16 protein-coding genes and 1 tRNA gene are annotated in these 23,913 nt (G+C 40.4%); 12 read left to right on the plus strand and 5 right to left on the minus strand.

The features are described from left to right. Window positions 1–71: 71 nt before the first annotated feature. A complete protein-coding gene (locus DABAL43B_RS02610) occupies window positions 72–4,124 on the plus strand; it encodes an NACHT domain-containing protein (protein WP_079690942.1) in 4,053 nt (1,350 codons plus the stop codon). 366 nt (window positions 4,125–4,490) lie between these two features. Here the strand turns inward: DABAL43B_RS02610 and DABAL43B_RS02615 are convergent, their stop codons facing one another. Together DABAL43B_RS02615 and metH are read right to left on the minus strand one after the other, a co-directional pair. Continuing rightward, window positions 4,491–5,420 carry a bile acid:sodium symporter family protein gene (locus DABAL43B_RS02615; RefSeq protein WP_079690943.1) on the minus strand — a complete coding sequence of 310 codons (930 nt, stop codon included), beginning with the start codon at window positions 5,418–5,420 and terminating at the stop codon, window positions 4,491–4,493. 199 nt (window positions 5,421–5,619) lie between these two features. Continuing rightward, on the minus strand, window positions 5,620–9,435 hold the full coding sequence (metH, locus tag DABAL43B_RS02620; protein WP_079693013.1) for a methionine synthase: 3,816 nt from the start codon (window positions 9,433–9,435) through the stop codon (window positions 5,620–5,622). Between the two features lie 606 nt (window positions 9,436–10,041). Between metH and DABAL43B_RS02625 the strand changes: the two genes are divergently transcribed. The 3 genes from DABAL43B_RS02625 (at window position 10,042) to DABAL43B_RS02635 (ending at window position 11,630) form a co-directional block, all read left to right on the plus strand. After that, window positions 10,042–10,596 (plus strand): fasciclin domain-containing protein, encoded by a 555-nt coding sequence (locus DABAL43B_RS02625; RefSeq protein WP_079690944.1) that lies wholly within the window; start codon window positions 10,042–10,044, stop codon window positions 10,594–10,596. 30 nt (window positions 10,597–10,626) lie between these two features. After that, a complete protein-coding gene (locus DABAL43B_RS02630) occupies window positions 10,627–10,845 on the plus strand; it encodes a fasciclin domain-containing protein (RefSeq protein WP_227516765.1) in 219 nt (72 codons plus the stop codon). Between the two features lie 176 nt (window positions 10,846–11,021). Further along, window positions 11,022–11,630, plus strand: coding sequence for a fasciclin domain-containing protein (locus DABAL43B_RS02635; protein ID WP_079690946.1), 609 nt, complete (start codon window positions 11,022–11,024; stop codon window positions 11,628–11,630). A 375-nt stretch (window positions 11,631–12,005) separates the two neighbouring features. On the opposite strand, the gene DABAL43B_RS02640 is transcribed toward DABAL43B_RS02635, so the two are convergent. Next, complete coding sequence (locus tag DABAL43B_RS02640; protein ID WP_079690947.1) at window positions 12,006–13,553, minus strand: alanine/glycine:cation symporter family protein; 1,548 nt, start codon at window positions 13,551–13,553, stop codon at window positions 12,006–12,008. A 938-nt stretch (window positions 13,554–14,491) separates the two neighbouring features. On the opposite strand from DABAL43B_RS02640, the gene DABAL43B_RS02645 reads away from it, so the two are divergent. The 4 genes from DABAL43B_RS02645 (at window position 14,492) to DABAL43B_RS02660 (ending at window position 18,269) form a co-directional block, all read left to right on the plus strand. After that, complete coding sequence (locus DABAL43B_RS02645; protein WP_079690948.1) at window positions 14,492–15,121, plus strand: LemA family protein; 630 nt, start codon at window positions 14,492–14,494, stop codon at window positions 15,119–15,121. Window positions 15,122–15,411: 290 nt separating this feature from the next. Continuing rightward, a complete protein-coding gene (locus tag DABAL43B_RS02650) occupies window positions 15,412–16,590 on the plus strand; it encodes a TPM domain-containing protein (RefSeq protein WP_079690949.1) in 1,179 nt (392 codons plus the stop codon). 51 nt (window positions 16,591–16,641) lie between these two features. After that, on the plus strand, window positions 16,642–17,166 hold the full coding sequence (locus DABAL43B_RS02655) for a TPM domain-containing protein (RefSeq protein ID WP_079690950.1): 525 nt from the start codon (window positions 16,642–16,644) through the stop codon (window positions 17,164–17,166). Between the two features lie 104 nt (window positions 17,167–17,270). Further along, window positions 17,271–18,269, plus strand: coding sequence for an adenosine deaminase (locus DABAL43B_RS02660; protein ID WP_079690951.1), 999 nt, complete (start codon window positions 17,271–17,273; stop codon window positions 18,267–18,269). Window positions 18,270–18,426: 157 nt separating this feature from the next. Here the strand turns inward: DABAL43B_RS02660 and DABAL43B_RS02665 are convergent, their stop codons facing one another. Continuing rightward, the gene (locus DABAL43B_RS02665; RefSeq protein WP_079690952.1) at window positions 18,427–19,239 is read right to left on the minus strand and encodes an SIR2 family NAD-dependent protein deacylase; all 813 of its coding nucleotides are present in this window, start codon (window positions 19,237–19,239) and stop codon (window positions 18,427–18,429) included. A gap of 35 nt (window positions 19,240–19,274) precedes the next feature. Between DABAL43B_RS02665 and DABAL43B_RS02670 the strand changes: the two genes are divergently transcribed. Together DABAL43B_RS02670 and nhaC are read left to right on the plus strand one after the other, a co-directional pair. Next, window positions 19,275–19,640, plus strand: a complete 366-nt coding sequence (locus tag DABAL43B_RS02670; RefSeq protein WP_079690953.1) for a hypothetical protein — start codon at window positions 19,275–19,277, stop codon at window positions 19,638–19,640. 163 nt (window positions 19,641–19,803) lie between these two features. Beyond that, window positions 19,804–21,273 (plus strand): Na+/H+ antiporter NhaC, encoded by a 1,470-nt coding sequence (gene nhaC / locus DABAL43B_RS02675; RefSeq protein ID WP_079690954.1) that lies wholly within the window; start codon window positions 19,804–19,806, stop codon window positions 21,271–21,273. A gap of 133 nt (window positions 21,274–21,406) precedes the next feature. Here the strand turns inward: nhaC and DABAL43B_RS02680 are convergent. Continuing rightward, window positions 21,407–21,483: transfer RNA gene (locus DABAL43B_RS02680), tRNA-Arg, on the minus strand. A gap of 359 nt (window positions 21,484–21,842) precedes the next feature. Here DABAL43B_RS02680 and DABAL43B_RS02685 point away from each other — a divergent pair. Together DABAL43B_RS02685 and DABAL43B_RS02690 are read left to right on the plus strand one after the other, a co-directional pair. Then, entirely contained in the window at window positions 21,843–22,508 is a 666-nt protein-coding gene (locus DABAL43B_RS02685; protein ID WP_079690955.1) for a c-type cytochrome, read from the plus strand. 393 nt (window positions 22,509–22,901) lie between these two features. Next, entirely contained in the window at window positions 22,902–23,864 is a 963-nt protein-coding gene (locus DABAL43B_RS02690) for an ABC transporter ATP-binding protein (protein WP_079690956.1), read from the plus strand. Window positions 23,865–23,913 lie beyond the last annotated feature (49 nt).

The following is a 23,913-nucleotide window of genomic DNA, read 5'->3' on the forward strand; positions in this document are numbered from 1 at the left end:
CGTTTGATTAAAGGTTAAAAGACATCTTAGAAAAAAGCTTAGTAACTTCTATTAAAGATTTAGGGTTGAAAATGGCTAGAACTAAAGAGAATAATTTTACAAAACTAACCATAATACAATTAAGAGATAGGGTAGCTAACCTTTGCTCGAACCCTGATTGTAGAAAAAATACCATTGCGGCAAATTTTGAAACTACTGATAAAACAACTCTCATAGGGGAGGCAGCCCATATATGTGCTGCAAGTTCTGGAGGGCCTAGATTTGATCCAAATATTACAGCAACGGAAATAAAATCTTTTGAAAATGGAGTTTGGCTATGTTCGGTTTGTCATAAAATAGTTGATAGAGAGCCTTTAACATATCCTGTAGAAATGCTTAAAAGCTGGAAAACTGAAACTGAAGAATATGTTCGAAAGCAACTAGGAAAAAATTCTAACAATCAAAGTAAATTTGATGAAAAAATTCTAACTGATGAATGGTTTATAAACCAAGTTAGAGGTGAGATTGCTGATTTAGGAGCCAGATATAATAAAACACTAAACGTCGAAATTGATGAAATATCTAATAGCTTTGATGCATTGTTAAGAAACGAGAGGTTTGAAGAGGTCATTTTCGATAATCTCAACAAGATTTATAAAATTCTGAAAGATTTCAAGTTTGATTTTGATAAACATAACTTAGAAGAAGGCAGAACCGTTGTTATTATAGACTTAGCATTAGGTCAGCTAAAACATAGTTGGAGTGAAATTCTGAATGAGGAAATTAAGACGATATCATTTTCAAGCATTGTAGAAATGCTTGATACGATTGGGTCTGATTTGGAAGAAATATTACAATCTACTAATGAAAGTTATAATTATTTAAATAGAAATAATATTTGGAATTTAAGAAGCTATATTGAAAACTTAGAAAGTGTAGACTTTAATATTTTTAATAATCCGTATTTAGTTATTTATGGAAAAGCAGGTGTTGGTAAATCACATTTATTAGCCGATTTAGCATCTAATATAATTAATAATAATAATAAATGCATTTTGATATTAGGTCAGAAACTCAGTAATCAGGACAACCCGTGGAGTCAGATTTTAAGAAATGAACTAAGATTAAACTATAACGAAGATAGGTTGCTAGAGATATTAAATAGTAGAGGTCAGGAGCAAAAGGAAAGATGTTTAGTTATTATTGACGCCCTTAATGAAGGACAGGGTAGATATTTTTGGAACAATTCTCTAGCAGGTTTTATTGATAAGTTTAAAAAATATCCATGGGTAGGTTTGGTCTTATCAGTACGTTCTGAGTATAAAGATGAGGTTTTGGAAGGTATTAAACCAGCTATCAGTAATGGCAATATTAGTGAGATCTTACATGAAGGTTTTGAACATAATGTTTTTGAAGCGGTTCAAGAGTTCTATAAGCACTATGAGCTACCTTTGCCAACTGAACCGATGTTAGTAGATGAATTCAAAAACCCTCTTTTTCTTAGAATATATTGCGAATATAGATCTAATGCGCCAAGTAGTGAACACTCAATAGAACTTATAACAGAGGTGTTTAACGAGTATTTAAGAATAATTAATAAAAAGTTATCACATGTTTCAAGGTTTAGTTATCGACATAGTAGTAACTATGTCAAGAGAGTATTACTCAAGATTGCAGAAGAAATTTATTTGAGTAATGGTAGCCAAATCCATTATGAAGAGGCAATAAATCTTGTCATTAAAACTGGTTTCAAAGAGCCTAACGCAAATGGTTTCTTAGAAGCTCTAATTTCTGAAAACTTGCTACTTAGCTATGAAGATAAAAGTTCTGAAAATGAGTATGTTTACTTTGCTTTTGAACGATTCTTAGATTATTTAACAGCCGAAAATATAGTCAATAGTATCGACCCTTCGGATAGTTTTGATAAATTATTCGAATGTGATTCAATATCAGTCAAATATAAAGGTCGAATATTGTCTACAGGTGTTTTGAGTATCCTATCGGTACTATTTCCTGTCAACTTTAAGCTAGAGTTTTTTGAAGTTTTTGTAAATGATAAAATATATCAGAACTATAGTTTAGGTCATGCGTTTATTGATAGCTTACTTTGGAGATGCGAAGAGGATATTTATTTAGATAGATGTAAAGTATTTTTTGATAGAAATATTTCACAAGATGGAGACTTGTTCCACCTTTTTATTAATCTAAGGTATCAGGTTGCTGGCCGTACTAACCATCCTTTCAATGCTAAAAATCTTAATTTATGGCTAAATAGTTTTACTTTAGCTGATAGAGATGCATTATGGACGACTCATATTAGTAGTCGCATTTATGAAACTTCATCAATCTATAATCTAATAAATTGGGCAAAGAAGTCAGCTTTTTCTGAAGGACTATCTAACGCTAGTCGTAGGTTAGTTGGAATCAGCTTATCATGGCTATTTACAAGTACAAATATTAAGTTACGTGATAATGCAACATTAGCTCTTGTTAGGTTACTCCAAAATAAGTTATCAATTGCTTTTGAAGTCATAGAAATCTTCAAAGATGTGAATGATCCTTATGTTCTAGAAAGAGTTTTTGCCTCAATATATGGAGCAGTTTTATCTTCTCAGCAATTTGAAGGATTGCATAGCATTTGTGACTATTTAGTTGAAGGTTTCTTTACTCAAGATGAGATTTATCCCAATGTTCTCGTAAGAGACTATGCTAGAAATATTGTTGAGTATGCTCAATACAAAGAGGTTATTAATATTAGCGAGCAGAAACTTGAGTTATGTAGACCTCCCTATATAAGCGAGTATCCAACTAATCTTCCAACTAGAAAAGAGATTGTTGAAAATTATCATCCTGAGAGTATAGTCAAAGATAATTCTGAATACCGGTTTGTAGGTAGCAAGATTATTAGTTCCATGACAACTGAATACGGTGCTGGTACTGGAGGGTATGGGGACTTTGGAAGATATGTATTCCAATCAGCATTCCGTAATTTCAAATATCTTAATGTTTCAAATTTGAGCAATTATGCAGTACAACTTATTTTTGAGCGTTATGGGTATGATTTAAAGAAGCATGAAGATTTTGATAAACACGAGGCAACCAGTGGTGATCAACATACAAACGGTATTGAAAGGATAGGTAAAAAATATCAGTGGATAGCTTTGTATGAGGTTTTTGCAAGAGTGTCTGATAATCATGAAATGATAGACCCGTCTACTAAACATGGAGAGTCAGAAATTAAAATATGGTACGACGGTTCTTTAGATAATTCCATTCGGGATATAGATCCTACTTTTATTGCTCCCGAAAAAGATGATCTGAAAATTATTATGAATCCAACATATGAAGATTGGTATGATAGTTTTGAAGCATGGGTAACATCTAGCGAAAACCTAATAAAACCAAGAGAGCTTATTTTAAAAAAATATGCTGACCAAGGATGGTTTAGTTTACAGCAGTATATTACCTATGAGCCAAAACCGAGACTTGGCGAAGACATTTATTCTGGTGCCTATCAAAAAATATGGTACAAAGTTCAAGCATATCTTATTAAAGATACTGAATTTAATAATGTTATTGAAAATTTAAATAATAAGAATTATATGGGAAATTGGATGCCCCAACCCGCTCAAAGATATTATTTGTTTAACTTAGAATACTACTGGTCACCACTATTTAAAATGTATGAGAATCAGTATTATGGAGACTATGGCTGGCGAGATATTAAACAAGATTTTGATGGGAGATCTTTAGGTAAGGCTTATATTTGCACAGAAGAACATAATTGGGAAGGAGGAAAAAACTCAGATTTAGCTTATGGTATACTTTCTCCTAGTAAATTAGTATGGCAAGAACTAAATCTAGTTAACTCTAAGTATGCTGGTGCATGGCTTGATGAGAATGAAGAAGTCGTTTTATTCGATGGCTCTTTGTATGGTAATAAAGTTGAAAATTTACTTATTCGTAGAGATAAGTTAGAAGAGTTACAGAGTAAGACTGGTTGTAGACTAGTATGGACGATATTAGGTGAAAAAATCGCAATGGATAAGGGTCGTGATGGTATTAATAAAAGACTGGAAATTTCAGGCCTATATTATTATGAGAATGGAGAAATTAAAGGTGAGCAGGATTTCTTTGTAGAATAGTCATAAAAATGTTTATTAGAAAAAAGACCTAGAACCACGATAAATACCCGAAAAAAATGCGATGATATCGCTAGCCCCAATTGTCGAGGATATAATACGGCTAGGCAAGTTGTGGTGGATTACTTTGAGACATCATCGAGCCGACAGGAACGGCTCAAAACGCAGCCACCACTTTGACTAGCAGATAGAAATAAAAGCGGGATTGGCTACCTAAACAACCAATCCCGCATAAAACATTTCTCTGGAAAGCTCTAATTAAAATCAACCCTACAAATTCCGATTCAACCACTTTTCAGCAGTTTTTATATCACTACCTTTACGGTCAGCATAAAATTTTAGCAGAATATAAATAAGAAGAACAGTGACTTAACGAGCATCTCTCTTTGCAAAAATATTGGCAACCAGCGCACCACTAAAGTTATGCCACACACTAAATATTGCACTAGGCAAGGCAGCGACAGGATTGAAATAAGTCGCAGCAAGAGCAGCACCAAGCCCAGAGTTTTGCATACCCACTTCAATCATAATGGCACGGCGTTGCTTCTCAGTGAAGCCGGATAAGCGAGCGATTAGATACCCTAAGGTATAACCCAGCATATTGTGTAGGGCAACTACGATAAAGACGATAGCACCACTTTCTAAAATAGTTGCTTTAGAAACCGCGACAACGGCAGCTATGATAATTGAGATACCCAATACCGAAATCATAGGCAATATCTCGACAGCAAATTCGATTTTCTTACCCAAAAATTTGTGGAAAATAACCCCTAATAATATCGGTAAAATAACGATTTTAGTAATGGTTAGCATCATACTGGCTAAATCAATATCAATCAGCTGACCGGCAAACACATTTAAGAGAATAGGGGTCAAAAAAGGCGCTAGTAGGGTTGATATAGAGGTAATGGCGACACTTAACGCTACATCGCCTTTGGCTAAGAAAGTAATCACATTACTAGAAGTACCACCGGGGCAACAACCAACCAAGATAACGCCAACGGCGATTAAAGGATCAAGATTAAAGATGACGGTTAGCAAGTAGGCAATCAAAGGCATCAAAGTAAATTGCGCCAGCAGCCCTACCAATACAGGTTTAGGTCGCTTGATTATTTCTACGAAATCTTCCGCCTTCAAAGTCATACCCATACCAAACATGATGATTCCCAATATGGGTACAATCAAAAAAGCCAACGATGCGAAGAATGTAGGAAAAATAAATCCTAAGACGGCACTGACCAATGCCCAAATTGCAAAAGTTTTGCCAATCCAACTAGAAAGTAGAGCAATTTGTTTCATAACCTTTCTCAAAATAGTGAAGTAGATAATAATCTAGCATGTATATAGGCAGGAAATGATAAAAGTATTTTGTTATCAAGGTAGCGATAAGTTTGCTGACGTGAAGCAGGTTATTACTCTATAAAAAATGGCTTACTTATATTAAATAAGTAAGCCAAATATAATTATCAGATGTCTATGAGTTAACTCAACTTCATTCCTACAAATTCGGATTCAACCACTTCTCAGCAGTCTTCATATCCCAGCCTTTACGCTCAGCATAACTCTCTAACTGATCGGTGCTGATTTTACCGACGTTGAAGTATTCACTATCAGGATGCGAGTAGTAAAAGCCACTAACCGAAGACGCAGGCCACATCGCATAGCTTTCGGTCAAGATAGTACCGATAGCATCGCCTGTACCAATCCATTCAAATAGCTTACCTTTTTCGGTATGCTCAGGGCAGGCAGGGTAGCCAGGTGCTGGACGGATACCGACGTATTTTTCTTTAATCATCTCATCATTGGTTAGGTTTTCGTCAGCCTGATAGCCCCAATACTCTTTACGAATCAGCTCATGTAGATGCTCGGCAAAGGCTTCTGCTAAACGGTCAGACAAGGCTTGAGTCATAATGGCATTATAGTCATCACCAGCGGCTTTATATTTTTCAGCGAGTGCTTCTGTACCAACTATTGAGACTGTAAAGCCACCTAAATAGTCAGTATGCGTTTCCGATGGTGAGATAAAGTCTGCTAAGCTAAAGTTTGGCTTACCACTGGCTTTGTCACTTTGTTGACGTAAATGCTCAAACTGATAGGTTGGGTTGCCACCTTGCTGTGGATCGTTATCATAAACGGTGACAGTATCCGCACCAGTACGACGTGCTGGCATCAGTTTGAATACACCTTTCGCGACGATTAATTTCTCATCAATCATCTTTTGCATCAATTCATTAGCATTATCGAACAAATCACGCGCTGCTTCACCAACTACATCGTCTTGTAATATTCTTGGATATTTACCTGCCAGACCCCAAGAGATAAAGAACGGTGTCCAGTCGATATAAGGCAGTAGATTGGTGATGGGATAATCATCAAGGATAACTTGTCCTAGCTTATTAGGAGTCGGCGGCACATAGTTGTCCCAGTCATCTTTAAAGCCAATGTCGATTGATTCCGCATAGGATATCTTGGCGGCTTTTGGTTGACGCTTGGCGAGGCGCTCACGCACTTTTATATATTCTGCGCGGGTTTCATCGATCAAACCTTGACGGTGCTCTTTTGATAGCAGCTTCGTCACTACGCCGACTGAGCGCGACGCATCTGCCACGTATATGACGCCATTGTTTTGGTATTGCGGCTCAACTTTGACCGCCGTATGTGCTTTAGAGGTCGTTGCACCGCCAATCATCAAGGGCAGCGTTATACCGCGTTCTTGCATTTGTTTGGCGACATAGACCATTTCATCAAGACTTGGAGTAATCAAACCTGATAGACCAATGATATCAACTTCCTCAGCAATTGCGGTATCGAGGATTTTTTCACAGGGTACCATCACGCCCAAATCAACAATGTCATAACCGTTACAGCCAAGCACCACGCCGACGATATTTTTACCGATATCATGGACGTCACCTTTGACGGTTGCCATGAGGATTTTGCCTTTCTTTTCACCCTCGACTTTTTCCGCTTCGATGTACGGGTTGAGCCACGCGACAGACTGCTTCATGACGCGAGCGGATTTGACTACTTGCGGTAAAAACATTTTACCGGCACCAAATAAATCACCAACGATATTCATACCGTCCATCAGTGGCCCTTCGATGACCTCTAGTGGTCTAGGATATTTCTCCCACGCTTCTTTGGTATCGGCTTCAATAAAGGTAGTGATACCTTTTACTAACGCATGGGCAATGCGCTCTTCTACTGTGCCTTCGCGCCAAGTCATGTCGACGGTGCTGTCTTTTTTCTTACCGCCGTCCTGATAGCTCTCAGCGATGGTCATTAGCCGTTCGGTGGCATCTTGACCAGTCTCGCCTTGATTGCGGTTAAGCATCACATCTTCGATGGCATCGCGTGCTTCTTTAGGAATATCGTCATATAACTCAAGCATGGCAGGGTTAACGATACCCATCGTCAAGCCATTTTGAATCGCATGATAAAGGAATACGGAGTTGATGGCTTCACGGATAGGGTTACCACGGAAACTAAATGAGACGTTCGATACGCCGCCCGATACCATGGCATTCGGCAAGTTTTCCGTAATCCATTTAGTCGCGTTGATAAAGTCGGCACCGTAGTTGTTGTGCTCAGTAATACCGGTGGCCACGGCAAAGATATTGGGGTCAAAGATAATATCTTCAGACGGGAAACCTACTTCATTAACCAATACGTCATAGCTGCGCTTACAAATCTGAGTTTTGCGCTCAAAGGTATCGGCTTGTCCATCTTCATCAAATGCCATGACAATAATAGCAGCACCATAGCGCATGCATAACTTTGCGCGCTCGACGAACTCAGCGTGACCTTCTTTTAACGAGATAGAGTTGACGATAGACTTACCTTGAATGCGCTTCAAACCTTCTTCGATAATGTCCCATTTTGAGGAGTCAATCATCAAGGGTACGCGGCTAATGTCCGGCTCGCCCGATACCAAGTTGACGAAATGAATCATCGCTTGTTTGGAGTCAAGCATGCCTTCGTCCATGTTGATATCGACGATTTGTGCGCCGCCTTCGACTTGGTCACGGGCGACATCGAGCGCCTCAAGATAAGCTTCGGTTTTAATCAAACGCAAGAATTTCTTTGAACCGGTAACGTTGGTACGCTCACCGACGTTGACGAATAAGCTATCAGGCGTAATGGTAAATGGCTCAAGTCCAGATAAGCGGCAAGCTGGCGCAATCTCAGGAATGACGCGCGGTGGATAATTTGCCACCATGTTAGCGATTTGGCGAATATGCTCAGGCGTTGTACCGCAGCAGCCGCCGACGATATTTAGAATGCCTGCTTTGGCAAAGCCTTCAAGCAGTGCCGTAGTTTCCTTGGCGGATTCATCGTATTCGCCAAACTCATTGGGCAAGCCCGCATTTGGATGTGCTGATACATAAGTGTTGGCGATATTTGACAGTGTTTGAATATGCGGTCTAAGGGCATCAGCACCAAGTGCACAGTTAAAGCCAACCGTTAATGGCTTCGCATGGCGAATAGAGTTATAAAAAGCTTCAGCCGTTTGACCCGATAAAGTACGACCCGACGCATCGGTAATCGTCCCTGAAATCATAATAGGTAATTCAAATCCGATATCATCAAAGACGCCTGTGACAGCAAAAATCGCTGCTTTGGCATTTAGCGTATCGAAAATCGTCTCAATCAAAATGAGATCGACGCCACCTTCCATCAATGCCAATGTCGCTTCACGATAATTCAGCACCAATTCATCAAAGGTGATATTACGAAAGGCAGGATCATTAACATCAGGCGATAGCGAGCAAGTACGCGACGTTGGTCCAATAACTCCAGCGACGAAACGTGGCTTATTAGGTGTCTTAGCAGTGAACTCATCAGCGGCTTCGCGAGCAATCTTGGCAGCGGTTTTATTTAGCTCAGGAACTAGATATTGCATATCATAGTCGGCCATCGACAGACGCGTACCGTTAAAGCTGTTGGTTTCGATAATATCAGCGCCCGCCTCAAGGTGAGCAAGGTGAATCTCTTTAATCATATGTGGCTGTGAGAGTACCAGCAGGTCATTATTGCCGCGTACATCTTGCTTAATATTAGCAAAACGCTCTCCGCGATAGTCTGCTTCCTCAAGCTTATAATTCTGAATATGCGTTCCCATCGCACCATCAAGCATCAAAATTCGTAACGCCATCTGTTCCGTGATACGTGCGCGTGCTGTCAACTGCTGTGCTTTATAAGGGAACACCTCAGGCGGTGTCAATATGAAATCGTTAGGATTGGCATTTGGGTTGCCATTGTCGACAGCTGGCGTGTCAGAAGATACGGTGATACTGGTTTGAGGAGAGGTCATCGAGGTCATAGGAACACTGCTTATATTATCAATATTATAAAAGAGGAGATAAAGAAACGCGGTAAAAACATTAAAAGAAAAAAGTTGCAAATCCATATTATTCTAGCATGAAAAATGGTGCATTCGCAGGTATGTCCTTATTCATCTTTAACAAAACGAGCGTTCAGCAGCTATCTACTATTTATATAGGCTTAGTCATTGGTAAGTAACTCGTCATACTATCTATTTAAGACGTACTTGAAAATACTATCAGCGCAAATGCCTATCATTATCTTTAATAGCCACAAAAGGTCTTTACTTTCAAAATGAAATTAGACATTTGCCTAAAAAATAGACAAAAATTACACGTATATTACAAAAAACAGCGTAAATGCAAATTGATAAAGTTGTTTTATATGTTAATTTAAGTTTAGAAGGATTGGTTGTTTATAAGATTTACTTAATAAGTCTATGGTAATAGCCATTAACTAATAAGCAGATGCTAATGACTATCAGCTACTAAGTATTAGCTGATGTTTAAACAGCTAGCCTGATAAAAGAACAAGCTAATTGGTAAATAAGACAGTAATAAAAAGTAGGACACACTCAATCATTAAGGACAATATTATGAAAATTACTAAAATTGCTACCATCGGTGCATTAGCAGTATCATTAGTGGGACTTAGCGCCTGTAATAATATGATGCCGCAAAAAAGCGCAGCAATGAAAGCGCCTATGCACAATCAGTCTATGGCAAAAATGAACGTGGTACAAATTGCACAAAGTAATCCTGATTTCTCGCTACTCGTTGAAGCGGTAGTGGCGGCAGACTTAGCGGGTGCGTTGTCTAATCCCAATGCGAACTTTACAATACTTGCTCCAACCAATGCGGCTTTTATGCAAGTATTGAACGAAACAGGTATGAGCAAAGCTCAACTGTTTGCTAACAAGCCGCTGTTAACTAAAATCTTAAGTTACCATGTGATTAATGGCGCCGCGCCAGTATATGCGAAAGATGTTATGCCGGGTAATGTCATTATGCTTAGCAAAGATACGCTCATGGTAACGAATCAGGGCAAACTAATGGATGAAAGTGGTCGCACTGCCACTATCCTAAAAACGGATATCGCTGCTACTAACGGTGTGGTACATGTGATTGATAGAGTGCTATTACCTAAATAAGTTTTAATTGAAAATTTTAAATTAAAAAATATAGAAGTACTCACTTATTATCTTATCAAGGATGACCGAGTCTTTGCTTATGAAACCATGGCAGGCAACCAAGAGACGCTCGACGGCAGTAGTATCACCTTTCATGATAAAAAACAGATTACTGATACTAGCGGTCGTACCTCTAATATTATGATGGCTAATATACAAGCCAATAACGGTGTCGTACACGTGATCGATACAGTGTTGCTACCTAAATAAGCATCAATTAAAAATTAATCCGTTAAAATCGTAGTTATTGATATAGCGGATTTAATGTTCAGACTGGCTGGTTAATGATTTTAATAAATAAGCTGCCAGCTGCTATTTTCATTGGTTAAAAAAACGATTCGTTAAGGAAATCACTTAACTCATTCTTCATCTATAAGGAAATATCTATGTTAAAGAAAAACTTACTATCTATCGCAGTCGTGACAGCAGCAATTTCATTAGCAGCTTGTAACGATAAAGAAGCTGTTGTCGAGCCAGTAGAGCCAGAAGCGACCACTGATGTAGTCGTTGAGCCAGAAGTTTCTCCTGAAGCAGTCGCAGAAGCTGATGCAGCACCTATGCCTGAAGCAGCAGCTACCCAAAGTATTGCTGAAATGGCTGCTGCAAACCCGGATTTATCAATACTAACTGCTGCATTGAAAGCTGCTGGTCTTGACGGTATGATGATGGACGCAGGCACATACACAGTATTTGCTCCAACTGATGACGCATTTGCTGCTGTATTGACTAAATTGGACGTTACTAAAGAAGAGTTATTGGCTAATACCGATTTGCTAAAAAGCGTACTACCGTACCATGTTGTTCCTATGGTAGTAAAAGCAGCTGACATTCCTTATGATACTGCTATCGAAACGGTCAATGGTCAAACCATTACTATCGGTTCTGACAATGTTATTACCGATGCAAGTGGCAATAAAGCTACTATTACTGCAACAGATATGATGGCGACTAATGGTGTTGTCCATGTAATCGATACCGTATTATTACCTAAATAATTGTTACCTAAATAAGGTTTTATTAAAAACAAAACCTTATTATAAATAATATCTAAGAAGCCTAGCTATCGAGCTGGGCTTCTTTTTGTCTGTTAATAAGTTATAAAGAGTTATGGTTCAAACCATTTAAAAAGTAGGATATTGCTGTGGTGGATTTTTTGTAGCATTGAGCCAAGCTTATTAATGGCAAGCTAGCAAGTTTATACCTATAAAAAGTGACTCTCATTATAAAAATGTCAGTCTTAACGTATCGATTTTACTGTGCCTTGATTAGAATATAGGTAGTGGTATGCAAACAGAAAAGCCCGTGACTATGCTCACGGGCTTTTCTGTTTGCTTTACTAACTTAGTAAGTATTATTTACTTTAGAGATTTTTACTTGGGATCTTTATGTAAAGGATCATTGTTCATTGCTGCCATCTGTTTGCGATGACGCTCTTCCCAGTACGGCGCGTTTTTGATACCGAATTTAGCGGGATCAAAACTATAGCGTGTCACGCCAGCTTTACGCTGTGCTTCATAGTCTTTAAGCATAGTGAGCGTTGGGCGAGCCACAAAGAAGATGACCAAGATACCAACAATGTTAAGCCAAGCCATAAGGCCAACACCAATATCACCGATGTCCCAGATGTAACCTGCTGAGTTGAGACCGCCGTATGAAACCATAACCATAATCAAGATTTTAACTAAGAAAACACCTTTCTTATGAGCACCGCGGCTGATAAAGCGGGTTAGATACGCAATGTTCACTTCAGCGATATAGTAGTAGGCCAAGATAGTCGTAAAGGCAAAGAAGAATACAGCGATTGCGATAAAGACATTACCAAAGGTACCGTATACCGATTCCATCGCCATTTGCGTAAAGGCGGGTGAGTTAATTTCAGTAGTAGCAGCTACATTTTGGAGAATGAACTGTCCATCTGGTAACGTACCTTGAATGTTATACATGCCAGTAGATAAAATCATAAATGCCGTAGCAGAACAAACTAGCAGTGTATCTACATAGACTGAGAACGCTTGTACCAAACCTTGCTGTGATGGATGCTCAACTTCAGCAGCAGCAGCAGCGTGAGGGCCAGTACCTTGACCCGCTTCGTTAGAGTAAATACCACGTTTTACACCCCAACCAATTGCCGCACCAAAACCAGCTTGTGCAGTAAATGCATCACCAATGATCAAACCAAATACATCTGGGATCAAACTGAAGTTGCTGAACATGATGATGAGTGCTAAAGCAATATAACCAAGCGCCATAAAAGGAACGGCGTACTCAGTAAAGGTTGCAATACGTTTAATACCACCGAAGATGATAATACCTAGAATAACGAGAATGATACCTAGCGCCACTAAACGCATAGAGCCGACTTCTAAGCCGCCGACATTCATGATCGTACCTTCACCCATCACCTGAGCAAAGGCACTGATAACGCCGTTTGCCTGAACGCCTGGCAAGAATATACCACAGGCTAAGATAGAGGCAACAGCGAATAGAATGCCATACCATTTTTGCCCGAGTGCTCGCTCGAAGTAATAAGCAGGACCACCACGGTATTCGCCAGTAACAACGTCTTTTTCTTTATAAATCTGTGCCAGTGTTGATTCAACATAGGCGGTAGATGCGCCTAAAAACGCCACAACCCACATCCAAAATACGGCTCCTGGGCCACCGAAGCCGATAGCAGCAGCTACCCCGGCGATGTTACCCATACCCACACGACCAGCAAGTGAGACGGCAAGTGCCTGAAATGATGAAATACCATCAGCACTGGACTTACCAGTGAATAGTAATTTAATCATTTCACCAAATAGACGAACTTGTACAAAGCGCGTCATGATGGAGTAAAATAAACCTGCGCCCAAGCATAAGTAAATTAATGCTGGGCTCCAAATAATTCCGTTTACTAAATCGACTAAACCTTCCATATATCTATTCCTTCAACTGTCTCAAAATGACTATATATGAGGATGCAAAGAGTGAGCTAACGATTTAATATCCTTATTAACGCTAGCCACTCAAACTTTTTGCATATACTTAAAATTATCTTTTAAGCTTCATATGTGCATAGTCACCAAGAATGGACTGTAGTTGTCTGTATTTATCCGCTTGGCTTATTACTAAGCTTGGCTATGCTCGCTTGTTTACTGTCAATATAACGTGGTGTTTTGTCGTTCTGTTATAAGCCTAAACACTGTTATTAATAGACCAATGGATAAAACAGGCGGTTATAATATTAAATATCCGTCATCATGACGGTATTCGATTTACTATGAGCGGTATCAGCTGAGCACAATTGCGTAATAGAATCATAAAGCGATGATTTGTCTGTCTATTCATTCTTTTAAATGATAAATAAATCATTCGCTAGTACTAACGAATAAATAAGTCCACTACCAAATGTGTGCAAACCGTACAGCTACGTAACTGCAATTTGCCATATTTTTTCGTCAATTACTACAATTTTTTTCTTACAAGTATTTATATAGTCATTTCGATAAGCGTTATTGAGAGATAGAATGCCGTGGACTATGGTGTAGGCATTGTTTATATCCATATTAAATGTTTTATTAATAGTAGGTGATGAGCAAGCTTATCAAGTTACTTAGTCAAAACAGAGCGCAAGCTTATGCTACAAGTCGTTGCTTGCGGTTGTGTTTTGGTAACGACGAATTGTAAAAAAAGCGTTATAGCGCCATTATTAGCACAATATATCGTAGGCTGTGAATATGAAATAGTAGCTTATATAGTTTCGTACTATTATAGTTTCGTCATATTTAAGATAGCATCCAAAAAAGTAGTAAAAAAGTACACTAAAAATTTGTTATTCATTATTTGATTTTTATCATTATTAGGAGACGCCACAATGACGCGTAAATCTATTGTAAAACCTATGTTGCTATCGGCTGTATTAGCGACTTCTACCGTTGGTTTGACCGGTTGTGGTTATAACAATCTTCAAGCCCAAGATGAGCAAGTGACCGCTTCGTGGTCAGAAGTGGTCAACCAATACCAACGTCGTGCAGACTTAGTGCCAAACTTGGTAAAAGTCGTGCAGCAGTATGCTGAGCAAGAACAAGAAGTCTTTACCCAAGTGGCCGAAGCGCGCTCACGTGCTGGTAGTATTACCGTGACGCCAGAGGTACTCAACGACCCTGAAACGATGGAGCGTTATGCCGCCGCGCAAGAACAGATGACTGGCGCGCTATCACGCCTAATGGCAGTTTCTGAGCGCTATCCTGAGCTAAAATCGGATGCGTTGTTCCAAGATTTGCAGGCGCAGCTCGAAGGGACTGAAAATCGTATTGCCGTCGCTCGTAACCGCTATATTCAAGAAGTACAAGGTTACAATACGACGGTGCGTCAATTCCCAACCAATATTACTGCCAAAGTATTTGGCATGAATGCCAAGCCAAACTTTAGCGTGGCTAATGAAGCGGAAATATCGACCGCACCAAGTGTTGACTTCGGTGATGATGCAGAGAAAACTCAGTAAAACCAGATGAATGGATAATGGCTAAAGGTGAGCGCTTATTCTCTCTTTATCTATTAAATACTTGGTTTATTAAACTGAGTTTTTATGCCCGTCTTAGCCACATTTTTGCTGATATGAACACATATAGGTATCTATACATCATAATACCATAGCGTGTTCATACCTTTAGGTGATGGTAAGAGGGCAGCTTGCTTAGTAAAACGTCATTTGAAAGCCGTTATTGCTATATCAATGAATATTGTTGCACCAATTAATTTAGTACAGATGTTACTTGAGGCGGTATAGATTAGATGAATAATTCAAAAACACTCTTATCAGTATTATTATTCACACTAAGCATCAGTAGTGCGTCTGTGCTGCATGCGGCGCCCAACGATAATGCCATTGCTACTGATAACCCCTCGAACATGCAAAACCGTAGTGTCGAGGACTTAGTGGCTATTGCCAAAGCAGGCGAGTCCAACGAAGCCATCAATGATGCCGTATTAGGTAACGAAGCGATTAATGAAGCCATCCTCGGCAATGAGGCAATAAATCCCAATGCCGCTAATACTGATGGCGTAGCAGCGACGCGAGCTCCAACAAAGCCGCCTGTGCAGTCAACTGCCGCTAGTGTTGATGCCGATAAGCTTATCTTAAATAATCCTGTTATTGATCAAGCTAATATCTTAAACCCGCAAGAAAAACAACGCTTAGAGGCGCAGCTGCGTACGATTTACCAGCAAGGATTAGCGCAAGCGGCGGTTGTCATTGTGCCTACTACCAACGGTGTGCCCATCTTTGACTATGCTTTGCAGGTTGCTGAGAAGTGGCAGCTTGGCAATAAAGACATCGATGATGGTTTGTTGATGGTCGTCGCTGTCAATGACCGTGATATGTATATTTTAACGGGTTACGGACTAGAAGGCGTACTACCAGATGCGGCGGTCAATCGTATTATTCGAGAGGATATTACCCCTTTATTTAAGCAAGATGACTATGGTGCTGGCATATTGGCAGGCGTCAGCGCCCTTGGTGCTCGTCTGACCGCTGACCCTGAAGTATTGGCTCGTGCGGATGCACAAGCGGCTGAACGTAATGCCCAGCAAGGCTCAGATGAGCTGCCATCACCTATTTTCTTGTTCATTATGGCGATGATATTTGGTAGCTTTATTACCAGTATATTTGGTCGCGTATTTGGTTCTATGCTTACCGCAGGTGGTTTTGTTGCAGGCTCACTGGCATTGGGCGGCGGTCTATTTATGACCATCATCATGGCAATATTTTTATGGCTGTTCTTGATTTCACGCGGCGGCGGCGGTGGCGGTAAAGGTGGACGCGGCGGCGGACGTAGAGGCGGCGGTATGATCTTCCTACCCGGTATGGGCGGCGGTGGTGGCGGCGGCTTTGGTGGTGGTGGTTTCGGCGGCGGCGGTTTTGGCGGTGGCGGCGGTGGTTTCGGCGGCGGCGGCGCTGGCGGTTCTTGGTAAACCTATACACTAGATGACAGCCAGTAATGGCGTACTTGAGGAAATAATATAATGGTAAAAAGCAATTCGTCACAGACAAGTTTTGCTCGTTGGTGGCGTCAAGTACTTTTTGTCCCTATGCTGCATAGCAAATGGCTGACGCCAGCAGCCAGAGCGCGGTTGTCAGAACAAGTGACGCGCGTGGAGTACGGCCATCGTGGTGAGGTGTTTTTAATTATAGAAAACCATCTCCCCATCCAAGAAGCCTATCGTATCAACTGTCGTGATCGCGCTATTGATTTATTTAGTGAGTATCGGGTATGGGATACCGAAGAAAACACTGGCGTTTTGGTCTATGTTAATATTTGCGAGCATACGTTAGAAATCGTCGCTGATCGCGGTATTAGCACTCATGTTAGCCCGACAGTATGGCAGGCGATGTGCGAAAAATCTGTGTCCGGTATTGCCAATAAAAAAACAGAAGAGAGTCTGATTGAGTTGTTAGATGAAGTTGGGCAAGTGCTGCGTCAGTACTATCATCTCGAACATGATCCAGCAGGTAATGAGCTGTCTGATACAGTGGTATTTTTGAAGTAGAAAATGACTGGTACATACCTTTTAAGCACACATATATAGATATATAGCATTGAAGAAAATATTTCTTGATAGAGAGCCAATATAAAAATCACTACTGGAATACTATGATCGATTTAATAAAAAAACTGCCAAAAGCGGAGCTGCATTTACATATTGAAGGCTCATTAGAGCCTGAGCTTATGTTTAGATTGGCAAAAAAGAACCATATAGAAATTCCTTATAAAGACATAGAAGATGTACGTAATGCCTATAACTTCACCAATCTGCAAACCTTTTTAGATATTTACTATGCGGGCGCAAACGTCCTTGTCACTAAAGATGACTTTTATGATTTGACATGGGAATACATTCTTAAGTGTGTCGAAGATAATGTCATTCATACTGAGATATTCTTTGATCCACAAACGCATACATCAAGAGGCATCGCTTTTGAAACAGTGATAACCGGCATCAAAGAAGCGCTCACTGATGCTAAGACGCAATATGGCATTACTTCGTGCATCATTATGTGTTTTTTAAGACATTTATCACAAAAAGAGGCGTTTGAAACGTTAGAAGAAGCGTTGAGATTTAAAGACGACATTATCGGTGTTGGTCTTGATTCTTCAGAGATGGGAAATCCTCCTTCAAAGTTCAAAGAAGTGTTTAAAAAAGCAAAAGAAGCAGGCTTTAAATTGGTGGCTCATGCCGGTGAAGAGGCGGATTTTTCGTATATCTACGAAGCCTTAGATTTATTAGAGATAAATAGAATTGATCATGGTGTGCAATCGATAAAAAGTGCCGCGCTGATGCAACGACTAAAAGATGAGCAAATGCCGCTGACAGTTTGTCCAAATTCAAATATTGAACTCAAGGTTTTTGAGAGTTATAAAGAACACAATATCAAAGAGTTGTTGGATTACGGTCTAAATATCACTGTGAACTCCGATGATCCGGCGTATTTCAAAGGCTATATCAATCAAAATTTTATAAACATATGTGAGAATCTGCCGCTAACAGAGGACGATACTATCACTTTAGTTAAGAATTCTTTTAGGTCTTCATTTATAGATGATGAGTTAAAAGAGGCTTACTTAGCGAAAGTTGATCTTGCCCTGCAATAAATACGATTGAGCTACTGCTGCTTTAAGTTGTTTTCATAAATTTGCTGCTATAAGTTTCTTTGCTTAGCGCTAAACTAAGTACAGCATTAATAAGCATAGTCTTCGAAAAACTCATACTAGCAATCCCTATTTTCTCTTATATGCCATATAGTTATGATTACAACGCAGTGATTTGCTGTATCAGTAATGGCATTATCACTCCCGCTTTTTCTGCTAAGGTAATATCAACGATGGTATTCGGAGTTGGATCGGGATTTATCTCGATAATTTTCGCGCCATTTTGCTTTGCCAATTGTGCTAATCCAGCCGCGGGATAAACCAGGCTTGATGTGCCGATACTGATAAATACCTCACAATTAGCAGCGGCCTCTTCTGCTGCCTGCCATGCTTGTGCAGGTAATGACTCCCCGAACCAAACGATATCCGGTCTAATATAACCGTCGCAATGAGGGCAGTCAATCAATCCCTCATTGAAATCGATGCTATCTTCGCTGCTATCTTCGCTGCTATATGAATCCCTTGATTGGCTTTGGTAGGGTGTCTCACATTGACTACAACGATTACGCCATAAATTGCCATGAAGATGAATCACTGTACTACCAGCCTGCTCGTGCAAGTCATCGACATTTTGAGTGATGAGCGTCAATTGTTGATCAGAGGATTGAGTATGGTACTGCCACTGTGCTAAAGCATCATGTGCCGGATTCGGTGTTTTATCGGCGACCAATTGTCTGCGCCATTGATACCATGACCACACTAGCTTTGGGTCGCGAGCAAAAGCATCAGGTGTCGCCAAGTCTTCCGCAGCATAGTTTTCCCATAATCCCGTTTGCTTATCTCGAAAAGTCGGAATACCACTTTCTGCTGAAATCCCTGCACCCGTTAAGAGGCAAATGCGTTGTTTTGATGCCAATAGTTTGGCGGCACGTTGTACTTCTGCTGTTAACGCTGGTGATAATTCTGCTAACATGAGCTAACCCTTATTAATAATGGATATCCCTTCTTATGATAGACGGAACTTGGTGGCTTGTCATATTGATAGCGGTCGGCGTTGGACTATGGTTTTTTGCAAAATCGCGCGCGCCTAAACATATTGGTAAAAATAATATAAAGTTAAAAAGTAAAAACACACCCCTAAATGATGCGCTACAAAAGACATCCGTACTGATTAAACAGTATTTTCCTGATTATCGCGTCACGCGTAAAGCAAATCATTTACTCGTCAGCAAACAAAATAAAAAAATCGCTATGATTACCATTGATAAAAAGCTTGCTGCTAGTCAACGGCGTTTAGGTGATGTGCCGGTGATTAATTATCACCGTGTGCCTAGTCGCGCGCAGTTGGCTGCCAATCTAGAAGAGGCAGAATAGTTATAGCAACTTATAGGCAGAAAAACTATCGCTTGATGGTATATTCCCGTGATTACATATTCCCGTGATTAAGTGACCGAGTTTGTTTCTACGGTTTATTCAGTGTGACTAAAATATAAGAACTTGATAATTAGTAAATAACTGAAATAGAGGGCAGTTGCAAATGAATGGTTATGGGAACACTCAGGAATTTAAAAAACCTTCTTTTAAGCTAGCAGCGATGGCGTTACTGTCGGTCATTTTTAGCCTCATTTTATGTATCATGATCTTTAAAACCGTATCGATACAAGTAGGTTTACTGCTTGGGATGGTTTTTGTCACCTTAATCTCCAGAACCTTGGGCTATAGATTTAATGATTTAATGGTGCTGATGCAAAAGAGCATCGGAGAGTCGACCTTTGGCTTATGGTTTTTCATTGCGATCGGCGCCATTATTGCATCATGGATGGCCGCGGGGACCGTTCCTGCGATCATTTATTATGGCTTGGGTTTTATCTCACCGACTATTTTTCTACCAGCTGGGTTTTTATTGTGTACGATAACAGCGCTAAGTACTGGTACATCATGGGGAACTGTCGGCACGGTAGGCATTGCCCTTGTAGGTATCGGTCAGGGCTTGGGCATTCCGCTACCCATAACGGCGGGTATGATTATATCTGGCGCGATTACTGGAGATAAGATGTCACCGGTTTCTGATACGCCAAACCTTACTTCAATGTCGGCAGGTGCGGATCTGTATGAAACGCTCAAGGCTATGATGCAAACGATAGCCCCTACTTTTTTTATTACTTTAGCGTTGTTCGTATACTTAGGCTTCCGCTATGGCTCGGATGACGCGAATTTGAGTATCATTAATGAAACGCGCTCTGTGTTAGCAGATAATTTTAACTTAAACCCCATCGTTATGCTGCCGATGGCCATTCTTTTGACCTTAAATGTTATCAAGTTTCCCTCTTTACCTTCGATGACCATAGCAGTGATTAGCGGTTTGGTAGTCGCGGTTATCTTTCAGGGTGCTAGTGTGCCTGACGCCTTAGAGTTTTTAAATTCAGGGTTCGAAATCTCTACCGGTTCGGCTTATGTGGATCCCATCTTAAATCGTGGCGGCATCCAAAGTATGATGTGGACGTTCTCGGTGGCATTTATGGCGCTGTCATTAGGAGGTGTTTTAAGTAAAGTGGGCTATATGGAGACATTGATTGCTGGGCTGGTGAGCAGAGCCAAAACGGTGGGCTCATTGACCTTACTGACCATGGCTTCTTCAATGACTTCAACGGCGGCGTTCGGTGAGGCTTATATGTCTTTTATTTTAAATGGTGAGCTGTTTAAAGAGCAGTTTGATAAAGTCGGGCTAAGTCGTGCCATGCTGGCGCGTATTGTCAGTGAAGGGGGATTGATGATGGCACCGATCATGCCGTGGACCACGTTTGGTGCATTTGTAGTGGCAACACTGGGGATTAGCGGATTTGAGTTTGCACCCTATGCTTTTATGAGCTTTTTAAGTCCAATCATATCCGTGCTAATGACCTATTTAGGTTTAGCTGTCGTATGGAATAATAAGAAAAATAAAGGTATCAAAAAGTTCAAAGATGTCGATCTTTCTAATGAGCCTATTTTTATAGCAAAACAATAATATTCAAATGCTGCTTTAAACTAAGTAACGGCATTATTAGATGATGAAAAGCAATATTAAAAGATGTGAAACGATGTTTTTAAAGGATATTACAGATATTGGGTAATACAAGGTTATGGTAAAACCTAGAAGTTGGTGCGCTCGGCGGGAATCGAACCCACGACCCTCGGCTTCGGAGACCGATACTCTATCCAACTGAGCTACGAGCGCATAATGCGAATTGGTTGCTATGCTATTTAATACTGTATTTCATTGAGTATTATTTACAGAGTAACCTGTCGAAAAATAAAGACCGCTTAGTCTAACAAATAAAAGTCATAAAGCCAATGAATGAAGGCGGCTATTGAGGTTTTTTAAGAAAAAACAATATAGTCAGCAAACAGGCATGGCAATCTACCTGTCTTTTCCCTTATAATGTCAGGGAGAATCTATATTTATAATCACCGATTACAAGTTCGCTTGCATGCGGGATGGCTGTTTGCTATTGATAACGGGTTGTTATCAAAGGAGGACAGACAGAATGTCCAAGTCGTGTCGGCCCTTGTATACGTAATAAGAGAACGTGACGAATGAGAAAAGTAGTTATGTTATCGGCAGCTGCCATTCTAGGAATCGCTAGTATCGCTGTGAGCCAAGCTGAAAGTGTTGTAGACACTCCTGTAACGATATCTGATGTCGCAGAAGGGCAAGACGTTGTTGAAAACGCCCCTCAAAAGCTGGGTGACGATACCCAAGCTGCTGCAGATACCACAACAGATGCTGCTGCCCCTGCAGATGAAACCGCGCAAGCAGATGCTCCAGCTGAAGAAACTGCAGCAGTAGCACCTGTAGCTGATGAAGAGCCAATTCCAGAAGATACACCACAAGTGCAAAAGCTGATTGCTTTGTATCCTAACTTGATTGCTCGCATTCAGCCTGTTGGTAAAGTATGCTTCGAAGACGATGAAGTTTGTGATGTGACCGCTCGTTCTTCTGGTCCAGCTGCTGGCGATGGTCCTCGTGAGGGTAAAGCAGTATACAACGCGGTATGTCAGACTTGTCACGCGTCAGGATTGCTTGGATCGCCTATGCTAGGTGATGCTGGTGCTTGGGGGCCACGTATTGCAAAAGGTGCAGATACCTTATATACGCACGCTATCAATGGCTTTAACGCCATGCCTGCTAAAGGTGGCGCTGATATCCCTGACGAAGAAGTTCAGAATGCTGTTGATTATATGATTGCTGAAGCCAGCTAATTATCATTAGCCCATGTATAGCACTATATAGCACTATATAGCGGCAACTGGTTAGCATATTTATACATCAAAAGCTTAAGGGTCGATAATTGATTGTCGGCTCTTATTTTTGCGCTTGGTTTAATAGGTTATTCATTTGAAGCGGGCTGTTTTTTAGGCCAATGCCCTTTAGATTAATATTTTATAGATTATAAGTGTGTAGAGCGCCTATCTCATTTGGTGAGATAGGCGCTTTTTTTTGGCAAATGATTTATGCTCAATGATGAGTTGTACTAATAGCATGCTTATAGTATGACGCAGTTGAAATCTATCATGGCTAGCCTCAGATTAAGGCTTACCTAATCTATTTTATAACCCCTACTATTTATTTCATAAAATTATAAAGAGGTATTCATGTCTGAAGTACCAGCGCTTTCTATTAAGCATTTATCCAAAACTTATGCCAATGGCTTTTCTGCCTTAAAAGATGTCAGCTTAACCGTACCACAAGGTGGGTTTTTTGCACTACTTGGCCCAAATGGTGCTGGTAAGTCAACGATGATTGGCATTATTAGCTCTCTATTTAAACCAACTAACGGTAGCGTACATATTTTTGGCGCTGACCTATTAGCTAATCCTTCAGTTGCTAAGCAGTATTTAGGCGTAGTACCGCAAGAGTTTAATTTTAACCAGTTTGAAAAAGTAGAAGACATTCTAATTACTCAAGCTGGCTACTTCGGTATATCTGCTAAAGAATCAAAACCACGTGCCGAGCGCTTGCTTAAAGCATTAGGTCTATGGGATAAACGCGATAGTATGTCGCGAGAGCTCTCTGGTGGCATGAAGCGACGCTTGATGATTGCACGAGCACTGATTCATAAGCCCAAATTATTGATTCTTGATGAACCAACTGCGGGGGTTGATATTGAACTGCGCCGCTCGATGTGGGAGTTCATGCAGCAAATTAATATTGAAGAAAACACCACTATTATTCTGACCACTCACTATCTAGAGGAAGCTGAGCAGCTGTGTAAGCGCATTGCTATTTTAGATCATGGTGAGATTCGTATTAATACTGAAATGAAAGACTTGCTTGCCCAGTTGTCGGTTGAGACTTTTGTGCTCGATTTAACACAGCCGCTCACTCAGCCTTTAGTCATTGATAAGGTAACAGAGATTGCCCAACCTGATGAGCTGACGGTTGAAGTGACTTTAAGTGAAGGTGAAACGCTCAATTGTGTTTTTGAGCAACTTACCAAACTTGATATCGAGGTTGCCAGCATGCGCAACAAGTCTAACCGCCTAGAGGAGTTGTTTATGCGGCTAGTAGATAAAAATATTCAGAATGAGGACAGCATGAAGGAGGCAGGATTATGAAACAGGAAGTGACTCAGGAAGTGACTCAGGAAGTGACTCAAAAAGTCAC

Source organism: Psychrobacter sp. DAB_AL43B (assembly GCF_900168255.1).
Classification (GTDB): Bacteria; Pseudomonadota; Gammaproteobacteria; order Pseudomonadales; family Moraxellaceae; genus Psychrobacter.